At 65.8% G+C, this 20,026-nt stretch carries 13 protein-coding genes and 1 riboswitch; of the genes, 10 read left to right on the top strand and 3 right to left on the bottom strand.

Annotation, left to right across the window (positions count from 1 at the left end):
- Positions 1-4 precede the first annotated feature (4 nt).
- On the bottom strand, positions 5-1,258 hold the full coding sequence (locus AC1MEM_RS02050; RefSeq protein ID WP_499475017.1) for a D-amino acid dehydrogenase: 1,254 nt from the start codon (positions 1,256-1,258) through the stop codon (positions 5-7).
- 178 nt (positions 1,259-1,436) lie between these two features.
- A riboswitch (TPP riboswitch) is annotated at positions 1,437-1,543 on the bottom strand.
- Positions 1,544-1,717: 174 nt separating this feature from the next.
- Here AC1MEM_RS02050 and astC point away from each other — a divergent pair.
- From astC to AC1MEM_RS02005, 9 genes are all read left to right on the top strand, one after another.
- Positions 1,718-2,962, top strand: coding sequence for an acetylornithine/succinylornithine family transaminase (gene astC / locus AC1MEM_RS02045; RefSeq protein WP_499475015.1), 1,245 nt, complete (start codon positions 1,718-1,720; stop codon positions 2,960-2,962).
- Positions 2,963-3,045: 83 nt separating this feature from the next.
- Positions 3,046-4,071, top strand: coding sequence for an arginine N-succinyltransferase (locus AC1MEM_RS02040; protein ID WP_499475014.1), 1,026 nt, complete (start codon positions 3,046-3,048; stop codon positions 4,069-4,071).
- Positions 4,072-4,081: 10 nt separating this feature from the next.
- Entirely contained in the window at positions 4,082-5,113 is a 1,032-nt protein-coding gene (gene astA / locus AC1MEM_RS02035) for an arginine N-succinyltransferase (protein WP_499475013.1), read from the top strand.
- Positions 5,106-6,575: a succinylglutamate-semialdehyde dehydrogenase gene (astD, locus tag AC1MEM_RS02030; protein ID WP_499475012.1), complete on the top strand. Its 1,470-nt coding sequence runs from the start codon at positions 5,106-5,108 to the stop codon at positions 6,573-6,575. Before astA ends, astD begins: the two co-directional genes overlap by 8 nt.
- Before the next feature lie 3 nt (positions 6,576-6,578).
- Positions 6,579-7,922: an N-succinylarginine dihydrolase gene (gene astB / locus AC1MEM_RS02025; protein ID WP_499475011.1), complete on the top strand. Its 1,344-nt coding sequence runs from the start codon at positions 6,579-6,581 to the stop codon at positions 7,920-7,922.
- Positions 7,923-8,346: 424 nt separating this feature from the next.
- Complete coding sequence (locus tag AC1MEM_RS02020; protein WP_499475010.1) at positions 8,347-13,056, top strand: NAD-glutamate dehydrogenase domain-containing protein; 4,710 nt, start codon at positions 8,347-8,349, stop codon at positions 13,054-13,056.
- Positions 13,057-13,059: 3 nt separating this feature from the next.
- Entirely contained in the window at positions 13,060-14,055 is a 996-nt protein-coding gene (locus AC1MEM_RS02015) for a succinylglutamate desuccinylase (protein ID WP_499475009.1), read from the top strand.
- A 201-nt stretch (positions 14,056-14,256) separates the two neighbouring features.
- Positions 14,257-15,369 (top strand): NADH:flavin oxidoreductase/NADH oxidase, encoded by a 1,113-nt coding sequence (locus tag AC1MEM_RS02010; protein ID WP_499475008.1) that lies wholly within the window; start codon positions 14,257-14,259, stop codon positions 15,367-15,369.
- A 128-nt stretch (positions 15,370-15,497) separates the two neighbouring features.
- Positions 15,498-16,364 carry a head GIN domain-containing protein gene (locus AC1MEM_RS02005; RefSeq protein WP_499475007.1) on the top strand — a complete coding sequence of 289 codons (867 nt, stop codon included), beginning with the start codon at positions 15,498-15,500 and terminating at the stop codon, positions 16,362-16,364.
- Between the two features lie 248 nt (positions 16,365-16,612).
- Here AC1MEM_RS02005 and AC1MEM_RS02000 read toward each other — a convergent pair whose 3' ends face one another.
- Together AC1MEM_RS02000 and AC1MEM_RS01995 are read right to left on the bottom strand one after the other, a co-directional pair.
- The gene (locus AC1MEM_RS02000; protein ID WP_499475006.1) at positions 16,613-17,809 is read right to left on the bottom strand and encodes a globin domain-containing protein; all 1,197 of its coding nucleotides are present in this window, start codon (positions 17,807-17,809) and stop codon (positions 16,613-16,615) included.
- 85 nt (positions 17,810-17,894) lie between these two features.
- A complete protein-coding gene (locus AC1MEM_RS01995; protein ID WP_499475004.1) occupies positions 17,895-18,359 on the bottom strand; it encodes an RrF2 family transcriptional regulator in 465 nt (154 codons plus the stop codon).
- Positions 18,360-18,538: 179 nt separating this feature from the next.
- On the opposite strand from AC1MEM_RS01995, the gene AC1MEM_RS01990 reads away from it, so the two are divergent.
- The gene (locus tag AC1MEM_RS01990) at positions 18,539-20,005 is read left to right on the top strand and encodes an APC family permease (protein ID WP_499475003.1); all 1,467 of its coding nucleotides are present in this window, start codon (positions 18,539-18,541) and stop codon (positions 20,003-20,005) included.
- The last annotated feature ends 21 nt before the right edge of the window (positions 20,006-20,026 follow it).

Raw genomic sequence — 20,026 nt, 5'->3', positions numbered from 1 at the left:
TGCGCTAGCGCGAAAACGTGAAGGCGACGTCCGGCTGGCGTCCGGAAATGATATCGGCCAGTGCCCGGCCGGCGCCGCAGCCCATGGTCCAGCCAAGCGTACCGTGTCCGGTATTCAGATACAGGTTTGCATAGCGCGTCTTCCCGATGTAGGGCACGTTCGACGGCGTCAGCGGCCGCAGCCCAGCCCAGTAGCGCGGACGGTCGTAGTCGCAGGCGTCCGGAAACAGGGCCCGCACCCGACGCGTGATCGCTTCGCAGCGCACCCGGTTCAATTCGCGCGAATAACCGTTGAGCTCACAGGTTCCGGCGACCCGCAAGCGTGATCCCAGCCGTGACAGCACCAGCTTGTGACCGTCGTCGGTCAGGGATACCGAGGGCGCGGCGGCGGCGTCGGTGATTCGATAGGTCGCCGAATAGCCTTTCCCGGGATAGATCATCAACCTGATTCCCAGCGGTGCGAGCAATCCTGCCGAAAAGCTGCCGAGCGCGACGACAAATGCGTCCGCATGGAGCACCTGGTGGCGGCCCTCGCCATCGATGACCTCGACACCACTCACCTTGCCCGCGTCGACCAGCAGGCGCGTCACAGTCATGTTGTAGAAAAAACCAATTCCCTCCGCCTGGCCTCGCGCAGCAAGCCGTGACGTGAATTTGTAGACATCGCCCGATTCGTCGCTGCTCGTAAAATCTCCGCCCACCAGGTTGGCGCGCGCAGCCGCCAGCGCAGGCTCGATCCGCAGCACCTCATCGACGTCGATCGTCATGCGCGGGCAACCCAGTTCGCGCATCGCCGCAGCTGCGCGGCGTGACTTGTCGAACTCCTGTCGATCGGTATAGAAATGCAGTATGCCGCGTGTCAGGCTGTCGTATTCGATCCCGGTGTCGGCACGCAGGGCCTGCAGGCTGCGGCGGCTGTAATCGGCGATGGCGACGATCTGGCGCAGGTTGGCGGCGACGCGCGCCGGCCGGCATTCGCGCACGAACTGCAGGCACCACCGCCATTGCAAGGGATCGGCGCGCAGGCGGAAAAGCAAGGGCGCGTCTTCGCGCCTCAGTGAGCGCAACACCTTGAGCAAGGTAGCGGGATTGGCCCACGGCTGCGCATGCGACACCGAAATCTGGCCGCCGTTGGCAAAACTTGTCTCGCGCGCCGGTCCGGGCTGGCGTTCAAGGACCGTCACGTCATGGCCGGCCTGCTGCAGGTACCATGCGGACGCCGTCCCGACCACGCCGGCCCCCAATACAATGATTTTCATCGGCTCACCGCCGCTTCATTGTGTGAACAGGACTTCGGCAATCGACGGGTTGCCGCCTCATCCACCGTGGCGGCGGCAGAGAAACATTTCGGGGGGAGGGTGTTCATGTGGCTCCTTGTTGGCTTCTCGGTGGTACGAGCAGGAGCCAGCAAAGGAGTGTAGAGAAACGGCGCGCACGGCCAGTGTCAATATGCTTCCCTTCGCTGGCATTACCCAGATCAGGTTCGAAGGGTGTATCTCACCCGCATGTCGCGTTCGCGACATGCAGGACCCCTAGCGGTTGCCATCATTCGGCAGCCGCAATTCTAACGCGGCCTGCGCTTCTCAGCCCGACCCGGCCAAAAATGAAAATCGCCGTCGCACTTCCGCAAGAACCTGGCAGCTTCTCTTCCTATAATGACCAGACTCGGCGCCCGCGTCCCGGCGCGCCTGTCACTACTTACGGATGAGGAAAAAGTCATGAACGCAAAGCTTGATTCGGGTGTCACAACGCGGCCTGTCACTCGGCAGACCTTCGACGAAGTCCTCGTTCCGACCTACGCTCCGGCTGCGATGGTGCCCGTGCGCGCGTCGGGCCTGGACGTGTGGGACCAGGAAGACAAGCATTACCTCGACTTCACTTCCGGTATCGCCGTCTCGAGCCTCGGCCACGCCAACCCGGTGCTGGTCGACGCGCTGACCAAGCAGATCAACACCCTGTGGCACCTCGGTAACGGCTACACCAACGAGCCGGTGCTGCGCCTGGCCACGGCCCTGGTCGACGCGACCTTCGCCGACCGCGCCTTCTTCTGCAACTCGGGCGCGGAAGCGAACGAAGCGGCCCTGAAACTGGCCCGCAAGTACGCGCACACCAAGTTCGGCCCGCATAAATCGCGCATCATCTCCTGCCTGTCGTCCTTCCACGGCCGCACGCTGTTCACCGTCTCGGTCGGCGGCCAGCCGAAGTACACCGAAGGCTTCGAGCCGCTGCCGCAGGAAATCAACCACATCCCGTACAACGACATCGCCGCCGCGCGCGCCGCGATCCTCGACGATGTCGCTGCCGTGATCGTCGAGCCGATCCAGGGCGAGGGCGGCGTCATCCCGGGCGATCACGCCTTCCTGGAAGCGCTGCGCGAGCTGTGCGACCAGACCGGCGCGCTGCTGATTTTCGACGAAGTGCAGTCGGGCGTGGGCCGTACCGGTTCCTTCTACGCCTACATGGACACCCCGGTCATTCCGGACATCCTCACCAGCGCCAAGGCCCTGGGTAACGGCTATCCGGTCGCCGCGATGCTGACCACCGAGGAAATCGCCCAGCACTTCAACGTCGGTTCGCATGGCACCACCTACGGCGGCAATCCGCTGGCGGCGACCGTCGCGCTGAACGTGGTCGAGCAGATCAACCAGCCGGCCTTCCTCGCGCGTGTCAAGGAAGCCAGCGCGAAGATCTTCGCCAACCTGGAGAAGCTGACCGCCGATTATCCGCAGCTGTTCGGCAAGGCGCGCGGCATGGGACTGCTCATCGGCCTGCCGCTGGCCGGCGCATTCAAAGGCCGCGCCAAGGACGTCACCAAGATCGCCGAGAAGATGGGCCTGATGCTGCTGATCGCCGGTCCCGACGTGATCCGCATGGCGCCGGCGCTGATCGTGTCGGATGTGCAGATCGCGGAAGCCGATCGCATCCTGCGCGCGGCCGTCGACGAATTCCTCGCCGCCGCGTAAAGCCCGCGCTTGCAGTATGTCCCGGCCTGTCCTGTAGAGCGGGGGCCGGGACCCGTTCGCACTGACCCTCCAAGGGAGACCCCATGTATGTTGTCCGTCCGGTAGAACTTGCGGATGTCGACGCGCTGGAAACGCTGGCCGCCGTCATGACGCCCGGCGTGCACACGCTGCCGCGCACGCGCGACACGATCGCCGCGTTCGTCGAGCGTTCGGTCGCGTCCTTCGCGGCCCAAGTCGATATCCCGAGCGAGGAGTCCTACCTGTTCGTGCTGGAAGATTCGAGCAACGGCGAGGTCGTCGGCACGGCCGCCGTGCACGCGTCGGCTGGCTCGAACGGCACGTATTTTGCGTTCCGCAACGACGTGATCCAGCAAGTCTCGCGCGACCTGAATATCTCGCACAGCGTGCACGCATTGACGCTTTGTTCCGAACTGACGGCCTGCTCGCAGCTGGCCGGTTTCCACCTGCGCGACCGTGCGCAGGCCGGCATCGAGGCGGCCCTGTTGTCGCGTGCGCGCCTGCTCTACGCGGTGCTGGCGCCGCACCGCTTTGGCGACCGTTTCTTCGTGCCGCTGGCCGGTGTTACCGATTCCGACGGCGAGTCGCCGTTCTGGAATGCGCTGGGCCGGAAATTCTTCAAGATGGATTTCCTCGATGCCGAACGCGTCATCGGCGGCGCGCGCAACCGCACCATGATCGTCGAGCTGATGCCGCACTATCCAGTCTATGTGCCGCTGCTGCCGGGCGACGCCCAGGCGGCAATGGGACAGATCCATCCGAACGGCCAGCTCGCCTTCGACCTGCTTACCGCCGAGGGTTTCGAAGCGGACGAATATGTCGACATCTTCGACGGCGGCCCGATCCTGGCCGCGCACAAGATGTCGCTGCGCTCGTTCTGCGGCTCGCAGAAGCGCCGCGTTGAAAACGCTTCGCGCGGGAGCGGGGACCAGCTCGTCACCTATGCGGTGGCGACGAACGCCGAGCGCTTCCGCGCCATCACCGTGGCCTGTCCTCCTTGCGACACGTCCGACGCCCTGTGCCTGCCTGCCGCGGCACAGCAGGCGCTGGGCGTGACGCTGGGCGACACCGTCACCTGCGTCAGAATCTGAGAGAGGCACCATGCTCGTTATTCGCTCCATTGCTGCCTCGGACCTCGACCCGCTGATCGATATGGCGCGCGAAGTCGGCGGTGGCATGACCACCCTGAAACCGGACCGGAAAATGCTGGGCGACCGCGTCGCCTGCGCCGTCGCCTCGTTCCAGGAAACGATTCCGCCCGAAGAGCGCGACTACATGTTCGTGCTGGAAGACACCGAGACCGGCAAGCTGGCCGGGGTCTGCGCCATCAAGGCCGCCGTCGGGATGAACGAACCGTTCTATAACTACCGCATCGGCACCCTGGTGCACTCCTGCCGCGAGCTGAACGTGTTTTCGCGCATGGAGACGCTGTACCTCTCGAACGACCTCACCGGCGCGACCGAACTGTGCTCGCTGTTCCTGCAGCCGGATTACCGCAAGGGCTATAACGGCAAGTGGCTCTCTAAAAGCCGTTTCCTGTTCATCGCCCAGTTCCAGCAGCTGTTCACCGAAAAGATCATCGCCGAGATGCGCGGCTACCTGCTGGAAGACGGCACCAGCCCGTTCTACGAGGGCCTGGGACGCCACTTCTTCAAGATGGATTTCAACCACGTCGACGGCCTGACCGCGATGGGCAAGAAGTCCTTTATCGCCGAGCTGATGCCGAGGCAGCCGCTGTACGTGGACTACCTGCCCGAGTCGGCGCGCGAAGTCATCGGCCAGGTGCACCGCTCGACCCTGCCGGCCAGGAAACTGCTGGAGCAGGAGGGCATGCACTACGAGGGTTATGTCGACATCTTCGATGCCGGCCCGGTGCTGCAGGGGCGCGTAAAAGAACTGCGCTCGGTGCGCGACAGCGTGCTGCGGGTGGCGACTGAGGGCCGGGCGGAAGGCGAAACCGAATGGCTGCTGGTGTCGAACACGAAGCTCGACGATTTCAGGATGGTGCTGGCGCAGACGACGATCGATGGCGCCGAAGTGCACCTGTCGGCGCAGGAACTGGCGCTGCTGCGCGTCCAGGCGGGCGAGCCGGTGCGCACGCTGTCACTTAACGTAAGGAAGAACAATGGCTAACCTGTCGAACTACATCAATGGCGAATGGTCTGCGGGAAGTGGCGCGGAGCTGGTCACAGTCGACCCGTCGAATGGCCGCCAGACCTGGACCAGCAAGGAGTCAAACGCGGACGATGTCGCGCGTGCCGCGCAGGCCGCACATGGCGCCTTCGAAGCCTGGGCATTGCGCCCATTGGAAGAGCGCATCGCCATCGCTACCCGTTTTCGCGACCTGCTGAAAGAGCACGCGGAAGAACTGGCGGCGATCATCGCCGAAGAAGTCGGCAAGCCGCTGTGGGAAGCGCGCACGGAAGTGGCGACCATGGCGAACAAGATCGATATCTCGGTGCAGTCGTATGGCGCGCGTACCGGTGAATCAGCGGCCAAGGTCGCCGACGGCAATGCCGTGCTGCGCCACCGCCCGCACGGCGTGTTCGCCGTCTACGGCCCCTATAACTTCCCGGGCCACCTGCCGAACGGCCACATCGTGCCGGCCCTGATCGCCGGGAACACGGTCGTCTTCAAGCCGAGCGAATATGCGCCACGCACGGCCGTCAAAACCGTGCAGCTGTGGGAGCAGGCCGGCTTGCCAGCTGGCGTGCTGAACCTGGTCAACGGCGGCCGCGACACCGGGATCGCCCTCGGCCAGGACCCGCGGATCGACGGCGTGCTGTTCACCGGCAGCAGCCAGACCGGCGCCGCGCTGCATAAACAGTTCGGCGGCCAGCCGGGCAAAATGCTGGCGCTGGAAATGGGCGGCAACAATCCGCTTGTCGTCTGGGATGTGGAGAACATCGACGCCGCCGTGCACCATGCCGTGATGTCGGCCTTTATCTCGGCCGGCCAGCGCTGCACCTGCGCCCGCCGCCTGATCGTGCAGGACAGTGAAAAGGGCCAGGCTTTGATTGACCGCCTGGTCGAAGTGGCAGCCAAACTGCAGGTCGGCGCCTCGAACGCCGAGCCGCAGCCCTTCATGGGCCCCGTGGTATCAAGCGCCGTGGCCGCACGCCTGGTGCAGGCGCAGGCCGAGATGGCAGCGAAGGGCGGCAAGGTGCTGCTGCAAATGCGCCAGCTCGATCCGAACGCGGGCTTCGTCACCGCCGGCATCGTCGACGTGACCGATGCAAAGGGCATTCCGGACGAAGAGTGGTTCGGCCCGCTGCTGCAGGTCGTGCGCGTAAAAGATTTCGACGAGGCGGTCAAGGCCGCGAATGCCACCGAATTCGGCCTGGCTGCCGCGCTGCTGTCGCCATCGGAAGAGTTGTGGAAGCGCTTTGCGGTGCGCGCCCGCGCCGGCATCGTCAACTGGAACCGCCCGACCACGGGCGCGGCCAGCTCGGCGCCCTTCGGCGGCGTGGGTAAATCGGGCAACCATCGCCCGAGCGCCTACTACGCGGCCGACTACTGCGCCTATCCGGTCGCTTCGATCGAAACCTCCGAACTCGAGATGCCGGCCAAGCTGTCGCCGGGACTAACTTTCTAAATCATGCGCAACGCTCGCGAATTCAATTTCGACGGCCTGGTTGGCCCGTCCCATAACTACGCCGGCCTCTCGTTCGGCAACGTCGCCTCGTTCAGCAATGTGCGGAGCAGCTCGAACCCGCGCCTGGCCGCGCTGCAGGGCCTGGCCAAGATGCGCGATTTGGCCGCGCGCGGCTTCGCGCAGGCCGTGATGCCGCCGCAGGCACGCCCCAACTTCCGCCTGCTGCGCAGCCTGGGCTTCTCGGGCACCGATGCCGACGTGCTGGCGCAAGCCTGGAAGGAAGCCCCGGTGATCCTGTCCTGCGCCTGGTCCGCCGCGCCGATGTGGACCGCCAACGCGGCCACCGTCAGCCCGTCGGCCGACACGCGCGACGGCCGTGTGCACTTCACCGCCGCGAACCTGAACAATAAATTGCACCGCTCGGAAGAGCATGCGCAAGCCACGCGCACGCTGCGCGCGATGTTTGCGGACCACGATCACTTCGTCGTGCACGACCCGCTGCCGCCGACGCCGGCTTTTGGTGACGAGGGCGCGGCGAACCACACGCGTTTCGCCGCGAATCACGGCGCGGCGGGTGTCGAGTTCTTCGTGTATGGACGTGTGGAATTCGATCCGTCGGCGCCGTTCCCGAAAAAATACCCGGCACGCCAGACGCTGGAAGCCTCGCAAGCGGTGGCGCGCCTGCACGGCCTCGACCCGGCGCGTACCGTGTTCGCGGCGCAGAACCCGGACGTCATCGACCAGGGCGTGTTCCATAACGACGTCATCGCGGTCGGCAACGGCAACGTCTTGTTCTATCATGAGGAAGCGTTTGCCGACGAGGCCTCGACCATTGACGCGCTGCGCCGTTCGGTGGCGACTGTCGGCGCCGACTTCGTGCCGGTACGTGTGGCCGGCGGCATGGTGCCCGTGGCCGATGCGGTGGCGAGCTACCTGTTCAACAGCCAGCTCTTGAGCAAGCCGGACGGACGCATGGCGCTGCTGGTGCCGCACGAGTGCCGCGAGAATGCGGCGGTGGCCGCTTACCTGGCCGGGCTGGTCGCGAGTGGCGGGCCGATCGACGAACTGCTCGAATTCGACCTGCGCCAGAGCATGCGCAACGGCGGCGGGCCGGCCTGCCTGCGTTTGCGCGTAGCGCTGACGGACGACCAGGCAGCCGCGATGCACCAGGGCGTGATCATGACGGAAACGCTGTACGCGCAGCTGGTGGCCTGGGTCGAGCAGCATTACCGGGATCGGGTGGAGCCGAAGGACCTGGCGGACCCGCAGTTGGCGATCGAGTGCACGATTGCGTTGGAAGCATTGGAGCGGATTCTCGGTTTGCCGGGCTTGTACGATTTTAGTTAATTTGCCGTTGATCGGGCGGTGCAAACGCGTGGGCATGCCCGGTGAACCCGTCATGGCGGCCATTGGCCACCATGACCCCATACGGTGCACCGCAGTCCGTGGCAGTTGCATAACGTAGGGTGGGCATGCCCACGCGGTACGGCAGTAGAAAACAGATAACGCGTCACGCAAGTGCGCCGCGAACGGCGGCATAACGTAGGGTGGGCATGCCCACGCGGTACGGAATCAGAGAGCCGCAAACAGCAGCAAAGAACCGAGGCCTGGCGCACAACGCACCGCCCCGACCCAACAACGAATGACAAGCTTCCGGGACAAGGAAGCCAAGGACCTGGACGGGACAACCCTGTCCACCAAACGCCGGTTGCGCGCAAAGCCACAAGCCGTAGCGCCAACGGGCGACAACACTCGCTTTGGAGAAGCAACGATGAAAGACATGCCGCAAGATTTGCGTACCCAGACCCTGAACCTGGTGACCAGCCAGCCAGCCGCCGGCGCGACCGAACAGGTCCGCGCCCTGATCAGCGCCTGGCTCGGCTCCCTCGACGAAGAAGATCTGGCCGGTACCGCGCCGCAAGCGCTGGCCCCCGTCCTGTGGGACGGCTTCATGCAGGCCGCGAAGCGCACCGCGCACGGCTGCCAGATCGCGCAACTGCGCTACACCGACACCAAGGGCGGCATGGCCACCGCGCTGCTGATCCTCAACCAGGACATGCCTTACCTGGTCGACTCCTTCGTCATGGCCCTGCGCAAGGAGCGCGTCACGGCTGCCGGCGTGATGAACGCCGTGCTGCCGGTCCAGCGCGACGCAAACGGCATCGTCACCGCCGTCGGCACGCCCGGCGCACCGCTCGAGTCCTATGTGCTCGTGCTGCTGAACGACGAACTCGCCTTCGAAGAACTCGACAAGCTGACCGCGCGCATCCGCATGGTGGCCGACGACGCCGCCATCGTGCACCGCGATGCCCTCGCCATGGGCGACCGCATGACCGAAGTGGCTGCCGCAGCAAGCGCCCACGGTACCCCGGCCGGCCAGGAAGTCGCCGCCTTCCTCGAATGGGCGAAGAACGAAGGCTTCGAGCCCTTCGGCTACGCCTACTATGTTGTCCAGCCGGGCCAGGCCCAGCTGGTGCGCGACATCCCGAGCCGCATCGGCGTGCTGAAAGATACGGCGCACCCGGTCTACGGCACCTGCCTGGCCAACATCCCGGGCGAACTGAATACCTTGTCCGGCCGCGCCGAAACCCTGTCGATCGTGAAGGCCGACGTCGAAGGCACGCTGCACCGCGACCAGCCGCTCGACTTCATCGGCGTGCGCAACACCGACGCGCAAGGGAACATCCTGGGCGAGCACTGCTTCGTCGGCCTGTTCACCCGCGCCGCCACGGCGACCCCGCTGGCACGCCTGCCGTTCGCGCGTGGCCGCGTCGCGAAAGTCCTGAGCCTGGCCGGTGTGCGCCAGGAAGGCTTCCGCGCCGAGAAATTCCTCGAGATCCTCGAATCGCTGCCGCGCACCGAAGCGCTCGAAGCCGATCCGGAATGGCTGGCGCAGGTGTGCAGCTCGGTGGTGTCGATGTACAAGCAGCCGCGCCCGAAGGTCTTCGCGCGCCGCGACGTCTATGGCCGCCACCTGAACGCGCTGGTCTACCTGCCGCGCGAGCGCTACAGCGCCGTGATGGCGTCCAGCCTGGCGCAAGCGCTGAAAGAAAGCTCGGGCGCGCGCGAAGTACGCATCCAGACCATGGTGGCCGACGGCCCGCTGGCCCGCGTCTACCTGATCGCGCACGGCGCGCGCTATCCGCTCGACCTCGAGACCGACATCCAGCAGCCGCTGCTGGCGGTGCTGGACGGCTGGCACGACCGCTTCGGCGCCCTGACCAACGCCGTGGAAGACCATGCGCAGCGCAGCAGCCTGCGCAAATTCGGCGCCAACCTGCCGGTCTCCTTTGTCACCGCGACTGCGCCGGACATCGCCTTCCGCGACCTGCAGGCCATGCTGAACAACGGCCAGCACGACCGCGTGGCCGTGCGCATCGAACCTGGCAGCGGCGAGGGCAACGCCGCCCGCGACGCCTCGATCCGCCTGTACTCGGGCGAGAACGTGCCGTCGCTGTCGCGCATCCTGCCGGCCCTGCAGAACGCCGGCATCGCGGTCGACCGCGAGCAGACCTGGTCGATCACGACCGCCGACGGCGTGCGCCGCCACGTCACCGCACTGGCGGTGGACGACGAGAGCGGCGCCAAGCTGGTCAAGGACGGGATCGCGCCGGTGGCCGAAGAACTGTTCACGGCGCTGTTCAACGACGAAGCCGAAGACGGCCGCCTGAACGGCCTCACCATCGAAGGCGGCCTGTCGACGCGCGAAGTGCAGCTGGTGCGCGGCTATATCAGCTACTGGCGCCAGCTCGGCTCGAAGTTCTCGGTGCGCTACATGGCCGAGACGCTGCGCGGCCAGCCGGTCCTGGTGAAGGAATTCGTCACCGCTTTCCTGCAGCGCTTCAACCCGGCCCTGTCGGAGTCCGAACGCGCGCAAGGCACGGCGAAACTGGCGTCGCTGAAGGCCGGCCTGTCGAGCGTGAACCACGCCGACACCGAAGAAATCATGGCCGCCCTGGTCGAGCTGGCGCTGGCAACCGTCCGCACCAACTACTTCCAGAACGACGGCGAAAAAATCATCTTCAAGTTCGACACCAGCAACCTGTCGCTGGCGCCGGAACCGCGTCCGTACCGCGAGATCTACGTGTTCTCGCGCCGCTTCGAGGGCCTGCACCTGCGCGGCGGCCCGGTTGCCCGCGGCGGCCTGCGCTGGTCGGACCGCATGGAAGACTACCGCACCGAGGTGCTGGGCCTGGTGAAGGCGCAGATGGTGAAAAATGCCGTCATCGTGCCGGCCGGCTCGAAGGGCGGCTTCGTGTGCAAGCAGATGCCGAAAGACGCCGTGCGTGAAACCGTGGCGGCCGAGGGCGAAGCCGTGTACCGCCTGTTCATCGCCAGCCTGCTGGAAGTGACCGACAACCGCGTGCGCGGCGCGATCGTGGCGCCGGAAAGCACCGTGCGCTACGACCAGGACGATCCGTACCTGGTGGTCGCCGCCGACAAGGGCACCGCGACCTTCTCCGACATCGCCAACGGCATCGCCGTCCAGCGCGGCTTCTGGCTGGGCGACGCCTTTGCCTCGGGCGGCTCGAACGGCTACGACCACAAGAAGATGGGCATCACCGCCAAGGGCGCCTTCGAAGCGGTGAAACGCCACTTCTACGAAATCGGCCACGACATGAGCACGACCCCGATCACGATGGTCGGCGTCGGCGACATGTCGGGCGACGTGTTCGGCAACGGCGTGCTGCTGTCGCGTCAATTGAAAGTGCTGGCCGCGTTCGACCACCGCCACATCTTCCTCGATCCGAATCCGGACGTCGCGGCCTCGTTCGCCGAGCGCCAGCGCATGTTCGCGCTGCCGCGTTCGTCGTGGGAAGACTACGACAAGTCCCTGATCTCGGCCGGCGGCGGCGTCTTCCCGCGTTCGGCCCGTTCGATCGAAATGTCGCCGCAGATCCGCGCTGCGCTCGACATCGAAGAGACGGCGCTGGCGCCGGAAGAACTGATGCACCGCATCCTGCTCGCGCCCGTGGACCTGTTCTACAACGGCGGCATCGGTACCTATATCAAGTCATCGCTTGAGACGCATGCGCAGGTGAAGGATCGCGCCAACGACCGCATCCGCGTCAACGGCAATGAACTGCGCTGCAAGGTGGTGTCCGAAGGCGGCAACCTGGGCGCGACCCAGGCCGGCCGTATCGAATTCGCCCTCGCCGGCGGACGCATCTTCACCGATGCGATCGACAACTCGGCCGGCGTGGATTGCTCGGACCACGAAGTCAACCTCAAGGTCTGGCTCGACACCGAAGTCAATGCCGGCAAGCTGCCTGAAGCCGACCGTAACCGCATCCTGAACGAGATGACCGGCGACGTCGAGAAGCTGGTCCTGCGCGACAACACGCAGCAGACCCGCCTGCTGACGCGCGAAGTGCAGGCGCAGGGCAACGGTTCCGTCGTCGACAGCTACGCCGCGCTGATCACCAGCCTCGAAGGCGAGGGCGCCGTCTCGCGCGAGCTGGAACAGCTGCCCACCGACACCGAACTGCAGCGCCGCAAAGCGCTGGGCGTCGGCCTCACCGCGCCGGAACTGGCGGTCGTCGTTGCGAACGTGAAGAACCGCTTCAAACGCATCCTGGCCACGCTGCCGCTGACCGACGAACCATGGGCCGACACGCTGCTGCGCCCGTACTTCCCGGCGCAGCTGGTCGCGACCCGCGATCCGCTCGATCACCCGCTGGCCAATGCGATCCTGGCCACCGTGCTGGCGAACGAAGCGGTCAACCGTTGCGGTCCGCTGATGATCCGCGACCTGGCAAGCGAACACCGCGTCGACGAGGCGGAAGTCATCAAAGCCTGGGGCCGCGCCTGGTCGGCGCTGAACCTGGCGCCGGTGTTCGACGCGCTCGACGCCGATGCCCTGAACGTGCCGCGTGAAGTCTCGATCGCGGTCGACCAGCGCACCCGTGCGCTGCTGCGCGCCGTGATCGAAGGCGTGCTGTCGCTGCCGGCAGGTCTTGATGGCATGGCCGAGCTGACCGCGCTGTTCTCGAACAGCGAGCAGCTGCGCCAGCTGATGCCGGCCAAGTCGGAAGCGGACGGCCATGCGGGCCTGAACGCCGGCTTCGTGCAGGCCTGGAAGTCGGTCGAGACGATCGAGTCGCTGGCGACCTTCCTGTTTGCTGCCGTCTCCGTGCAGCGCCCGAGCGGCATGTCGCTGGCCCAGTTCCTGCAGGTCGGCATGGCGCTGCGCGAGAAGGCCGGTATCGACACGCTCGAGCGCGGCCTGAAGCTGCCGCCGCAGAGCAAGTCGCAGGAACAGCTGCGCAACTACGCGATGCAGGCACTGCGCCGCACCCAGCAGCGCCTGCTGCTGCAGGTGATCGAGCGTGCCGGCAGCGGCGATGCGCTGGCGGCGGTCGACAAGGTGACCGCGGATATGGGCCTCACCGGCTATGCGCCGGCCACCGACCTCGAACAGGCAATGCTGGACGTCTGGTCGCTGTCGGAAGGTTCGAACCCCGAACGCCTGGCGGCATAAGCGATGAGCGCGCCCTTGACCCCTGTGGTGTCTGGCGCGGTGCGCGCGCTGGCCGAAGCCGATTTCGGCACGGTCGCGCAGCGCTTCCGCGATGCCGGCTTCGTGGTCGGGATGCCTGCGAAGGGCATCCTGACGGTGAAGGGCGTGCAGCCCGTGACCCGGCCGGCGGTGCTGCTGTCGGTAGGCGTGCATGGCGACGAGACCGGGCCGATCGAAATGGTCGCCCATTTGCTCGACTCCCTCTCGCGCGCACCAGCGGCATTGGCGGTGGACCTGATGCTTTGCGTCGGCAACATCGACGCGATCGCCGCCGGCAAGCGTTTTATCGACGCCGACTTGAACCGCATGTTCAGGGCGGATCGGGGCGCGCTCGCCGGCACCGCGGAAGCGGCACGGGCCGACGAGCTGATCGCCGCCACCGATGCTTTTTTTGCCGGCACCGGCCCGGTGCGCTGGCACCTCGACCTGCACACGGCGATCCGCGCCTCGCACTATCCGATGTTCGCGATCGTGCCGGACCTGATCGCCGACCACGGCAAGGAAGCGCTGATCGACTGGCTGGGACAGGCGGCGATCGGCGCGATCGTCATGAACCCGAAGTCGGCCGGTACCTTTAGCTATTATTCGAGCGAGTACCACGCGGCGGCGGGCAGCACCGTGGAGCTGGGGCGGGTGGGCACGCTGGGCCGGAACAACCTGGAGCAGTTTGCCGATGCGTCCGCGGCGCTGGACGCCTTGCTGCGCGGCGAGCAGGTCGCGGCGAAGACGGAGCCGCATGTGTTCAAGGTGGCGCAGGAGATCGTTAAACTGTCCGACAGTTTCCAGATGGGTTTTAGTCGCGAGACGCCGAATTTTGCATCGCTCAAGCGGGGAGAAGTGATCGCCACCGATGGAGAGACCGTGTATTCGGTGTTCCACGAGGAGGAGATGGTGGTGTTCCCGAATCCGGACGTGCGGGTTGGATTGCGCGCCGGCTTGATGGTGGTGCGTGTGAATTGATCGAAACGCCGCGGCATCCGCGGCGTTTTTTATTTCCGCAGCCATTCACGCGTTCCGTGACGCGTGGGCATGCCCACCCTACGTTACACGACAGCCGCTGGCCCCTGTGCACCGGAGGGTGGGCATGCCCACGCGTACGGCATCTGCAGAATCCCCCCATGTTCGCTAGACTGGCCCTTTGTACAAGACCGGAGCCTTTCCATGAGCATGCTGTTCACCCCCTGCCAACTCGGACCACTAGCACTCACTAACCGCATCGCCATCGCCCCCATGTGCCAGTACTCGGCCGACGCGGGCCTGGCCACCGACTGGCACATGATCCACCTCGGCCAGTTGGCCCTGTCGGGCGCCGCGCTCCTGATCATCGAGGCGACCGCCGTCACGGAGGAAGGACGCATTACGCCGGGCGACCTGGGCCTGTGGTCCGATGCCCACCTGGAGGCCTTGAAACCCGTGATCGCCGCGATGCGCCGCCATGCGCCGATCAAGATCGGCATCCAGCTGGCGCACGCCGGCCGCAAGGCGTCGAGCGCCGCGCCCTGGGAAGGCGGCGCCAACATTCATCCGGACCAGCCGGGCGGCTGGCAGACGGTGGCACCGTCCGCCGTGCCGCATGCCGAAGGCGAGAGCGTGCCGCTGGCGCTCGATAGCGAGGGCCTCCAGCGCATCAAACAGGGCTTCGTCGACGCCGCACTGCGCGCACAAAAACTCGGCCTGGACGCCATCGAACTGCACGGCGCCCATGGCTACCTGCTGCACCAGTTCCTCTCTCCGCTGGCGAACAGGCGCGAGGACGCGTACGGCGGGTCGCTGGACAACCGCATGCGCTTCCCGCTCGAAGTATGCGCAGCGGTGCGCGCGGCGGTGCCGGATATGTGCGTCGGCATGCGCATCTCGGCCACCGACTGGGTCGAGGGCGGCTGGGACCTGGAGCAGAGCGTGCAGTTTGCGCATGCGCTGGAAAAGCTGGGCTGCCACTTCATCCACGTGTCGAGCGGCGGCGTCTCGCCCTTGCAGAAGATCCCGGTCGGCGCCGGCTACCAGATCGCCTTTGCCGAGCGCATCAAGCGCGAGACGAGCATGCCGACCATCGGCGTCGGCCTGATCACCGAGCCGCAGCAGGCCGAGCACATCCTGCGTTCCGGCCAGGCCGACGTGGTGGCACTGGCGCGCGCGATGCTGTACGACCCGCGCTGGCCATGGCATGCCGCGGCCGAACTGGGCGCGCAGGTGGCTGCGCCGCCGCAATACTGGCGTTCGCAGCCGCACCAGTACAAGACGCTGTTCGGCGAGACGCGCCTCGGGCAGCGCTGAACACCGCCTTTTCACGCTCCAGGGCGTGAAATGCGCAGTTCGTCGCAGCCGGCGCGACGGCAGGAGGGACTCGCTCTAGAGTGGATCATCGGCGCACCCGCGCCTCACCACGACTACAGAGGTCCTCCATGCGTAACTTGCTCGCCCTTGCCTGCGTCGCCGCCCTCGGCGGCTGCATCGTCATTGCCACCCCGTCCGGCGATGGCGGCAAGGATTACCAGGTATATACCCCGCTGAACGCGGGGACGATCGAGGGCAACGGCATCGCCGCACGCGATACGCGCAGCGTGGCGCCGGTCCCCGGGCTGGACGTGGGCGGTTCGATGATCGTCGACGTGCGCGTCGGCGGCGCACCGTCGCTGGTGCTGGAGGGCGACAGCAACCTGCTGCCCCTTGTGAAGACCGAGGCGCGCGGCGCGACCCTGTACATCGAGACCAGGAACCGCCTGCGCAGCACCACACCCCTGAAAATTACCTACACGGTGGCGCGCCTGAGCGACCTGCACCTGGGCGGCTCGGGCCATGTCACCGTGCGTGACCTGAACGGCGAACCGCTGTCGGTGCGCCTCGGTGGTTCGGGCGTGGCGCGCCTGTCCGGCGAGGTTGCCGAGTTCGATGCGAAGGTGTCGGGCTCGGGCAAGATCGAGGCGGGCGAGCTGCGCGCGCGCAGTGCGAATGTCGATGTCAGCGGATCGGGCGGGGTGATCCTCGGCCAGGTGCGCGGCGATAACGCGCGCATCGGGATCAGCGGTTCAGGGACGGTGCACACCAGCGGGTCGGTACGCAGCCTGAACGTGCGCGTCAGCGGTTCGGGCAGCGCCGACCTGGCGGGCTTGACGACGGAGCAGGGCGATTTGGCCAGCAGCGGCTCGGGCGGCATCTCCGCTACCGTGCGCCAGTCGGTGTTTGCGCGCACCAGCGGTTCGGGTCCGATCCGCGTGTACGGGCAGCCGGCCCAGCGCGATGTCGGCGGGCGTGGCGTGCAGATGTTGTAAGTAGCGCTGGCGCGTACCTTACATGTAGGGTGGGCGCCGCGTGCCCACGCGGTACGCACGGTTCACGCAGTACGCAGCCGCGACGATCCGCTCGCACAGCATCCGTGCGCCGCGGAATGATCGTGGCACGGTGACGCCGCGCGAGCGACATGTCACCGTATGTAGTGCAAGGATGCGCACGTAAACGCGTGGGCGCAGGGGCGCCCACCCTACGTCAGCACGAGCCAACACCTGGACGCGATTACACCTTACAGCAGGTGATCCAGCAAATCCGGCCCAAACACTTCACGGTGCAGGCGCGGCGCCGGCACGCCGGCATTGAGCAGCGCAAGCCACTGTGCCTGCATGAATTTCAGTGGGCCGCACAGCCAGACTTCGGTCTGCTCCAGGTCCCACTGCGGCAGGCGCGCGATGTCCATGCGCCCGGCCATCACGCCGTCGGCGGCGCTGCCCAGCTCTTCGTAAAAGATCGCGACATGCAGGTTCGGCATGATGGCGCGCGCAGCGGCGAGGTCGGCCTGCAGCGGGTGGTGCGCCGCATCGCGCGCGGCGTGGGCGAAGATGACGCGGCGCTCCGGATGGACCAGCGCGATGCGGTTCAACGCCGAGACCATCGGCGTGATGCCGACGCCGGCCGACAGCAGCACGATCGGCGCTTCGGATTCGGTGTCCGGCGTGAATTCGCCGAACGGGTGCGTCACCTGCAGCACGCTGCCGGCTTGCACGTTGGCGTGGATCCAGTTCGACACTTCGCCGGCCGGCGCGGCTTCCAGCGCATCCTCGCGTTTAACGGAAATGCGCAGGCTGTCTTTACCGAAAGCGTCCGACAGGCTGTACTGGCGCAGCTGGTGGCGCGCGCCCGGCAGGTCGACGGCGACGCTGACGTACTGGCCCGCCTTGAACGGCGGCAGCGGCTGGTCGTCGGCGGGAACGAAGCGGATCGACAGCACGTTGGCGCTCTCACGCGTTACCTCGGTCACGCGCATCGGGCGCGTTTCGCCCGGCTCGATGCCGGCCGTGCTGTACATCTCGGCTTCGGCCGCGATCAGCAGGTTCGCCAGCGAACCATAGGCTTCGGCCCAGGCGTCGAGCAGGGGTTGCGTGGCCGCCTCGCCCAGGGTTGCCGAAATGGCCGCCAGCAGGTTGCGCCCGACGATCGGGTAGTGCTCGGCGCGGATGCCGATCGAGACGTGCTTGTGGACGATGCGCTTGACCACCGGGCCCAAGGCTTCAGGCGTGCCGATATTCGCCGCGTAGGCAAACACGGCCGAAGCGAGCGACTGCTGCTGCGCGCCGCTGGCCTGGTTGCCCATGTTGAACAGGCGCGTCAGCTGCGGGTTCTCGGCGAACAGGTTCTTGTAGAACAGGCTGGTGATGGCAAGACCATGTTCGCGCAGCACGGGGACGCTGGCATCGATATACGGACGGGAGGCGGCGGAGATCATCGTGTTTTCCTCATTGCTGCATTTAATATGCAACTTTACAGTTCAAAAAAACGCCCGCTTCGGGCGCTCCATGCCGGACTGGCTTCTAAGCCGTGCCAGCTGTCGTTCCATTCCAGAACATCTTGTGCATCCGGACGATCTGCTCGCCGGTGCCGCCTTCGGTGATGCGCGCCAGCGTGTAGCGGTCCATCTCCGCGTAAAAGGCGCGCATGCCCGCTTTTAGCAGTCCGCGTAGCTGGCAATCGAGGCTCAGCGCGCAGCGGGTCGCTTCGCAGTCGACGAGTTCGTCGTCGCCTTCGAGTTCGCGCAGCACCTGGCCCACCGTCAACACATGCGGATCGGCCGCCAGGCGCAGGCCGCCGTTGCGTCCGCGCAGCGCGCGTACCCAGCCGACGCGGGCCAGATGGCCGACGACTTTCACCAGGTGGTTTTGCGGGATCGCGAACTGCTTGGCGATCTCGGCAACCGTCACCGGATGGGGGCGTTCGCCGGCGCGCTCGAGGTAAATCAGCACGCGCAAACCGATGTCGGAAAAGCGGGTCAGACGCATAAGATGTCTTCAGGAAAGAACAGGCATATTTTAGCGCATTAAATACGCATTGGAAATGCATCTTTAGGAAAAACTATTTTCTCAAGCATAGCCGAACGGTCCCATGAATCGGCCCTATAATCGCGAACTTTGGCGGCGTTTCGAGCTCAGCCATTTCTCACTCGCGACAAAGGAACACTGTGAATCTGACACTTGGGCAGAAGCTGATTCGTACCAAACCGGCCGAACGTGCACACGAAGACAGCCAGGCCCATGGCGGCGGCCTGAACCGAACGCTCGGCCTGTTCCCGCTGACCATGATCGGCGTCGGCGCCACTGTCGGCACCGGCATTTTCTTCACGATGGTCGAAGCGGTGCCGAAAGCAGGGCCCGCCGTCATTCTATCCTTCCTGATCGCCGCCATCACCGCCGGCCTGACGGCGCTGTGCTATGCCGAGCTGGCCGGGCGCGTGCCGGCATCGGGCTCATCCTACTCGTTTGCCTACGCCACGGTCGGCGAATTCGCCGCCTTCATCGTGGCCGCCTGCCTGCTGCTCGAATACGGCCTGGCCGGCAGCGCGGTGGCGATCGGCTGGTCGGACTACCTGAACAATTTCCTGCAAAATGCGCTTGGCTGGGAAATCCCGGCCCAGCTGCGTTCGCCCATGTTCGTCTCGGACCATAGCAACCTGACTGTCCACTCGGGCGATTTCAATTTGCCGCCGGTGCTGCTGGTGATCATGTGCTGCATCCTCCTGATTCGCGGCACCAAGGAATCGGCGACGACGAATGCCATCATGGTCGTCATCAAGCTGGCCATCCTGACCTTCTTCTCGGTGATCGCGTTTTCCGGTTTTGATGTGAACAATTTCCACCCGTTCTACAATACCGACAACAGCAAGGGTTTTGCCGGCATGGCCGGTGTGACGGCCGCGGCCGGCACCGTGTTCTTCTCCTTCATCGGCCTCGACACCATCGCCACCGCCGGCGAAGAAGTCAACAATCCGCGCCGCAACGTGCCGATCGGCATTCTGGCGGCGCTGGTCATCGTCACCCTGTTCTACATGCTGGTGGCCGTGGCCGCGATGGGCGCGCAACCGGCGCACCTGTTCGAAGGCCAGCAGGCCGGCCTGTCGGTGATCCTGCAGAACGTCACCGGCAAAGCCTGGCCGGCGCTGGTGCTGTCGGCCGGCGCCGTCGTTTCCGTGTTCTCGGTGACCCTGGTGACGATCTACGGCCAGACGCGCATCCTGTACGCGATCAGCCGCGACGGCCTGATCCCGAAGACCTTCCAGAAGGTCAATCCGCGCACGGGCGCACCGGTGTCGAACACGCTGATCGTCTGCCTGGTGGTGGGCCTGGTGGCCGGCCTGGTCGACTCGACCTTCCTGTGGGACATGGTCAGCATGGGTACGCTGACGGCCTTCATCGTCGTCTCGATCGCGGTGCCCGTGATCCGCGCCAAGCAGGGTCCGGATGCCGAGCACGGCTTCCGCGTGCCCTTCGGGCCGTATGTGGTGCCGGGGCTGTCGATCCTGGCCTGCCTGTACATCATGAAAGACTTGCCGCTGGCAACCTTCCGCGTGTTCTTCATCTGGATGGCGGCGACGGTGGCGACCTATTTCCTGTACAGCGTGCGGCACAGCCGGCTGAACAAGAAACTGTAATGACCAACGCCGCGCTCGACG

Source organism: Telluria sp. AIW5, assembly GCF_056680575.1.
This window is presented reverse-complemented; position numbering and strand designations above follow the sequence as displayed.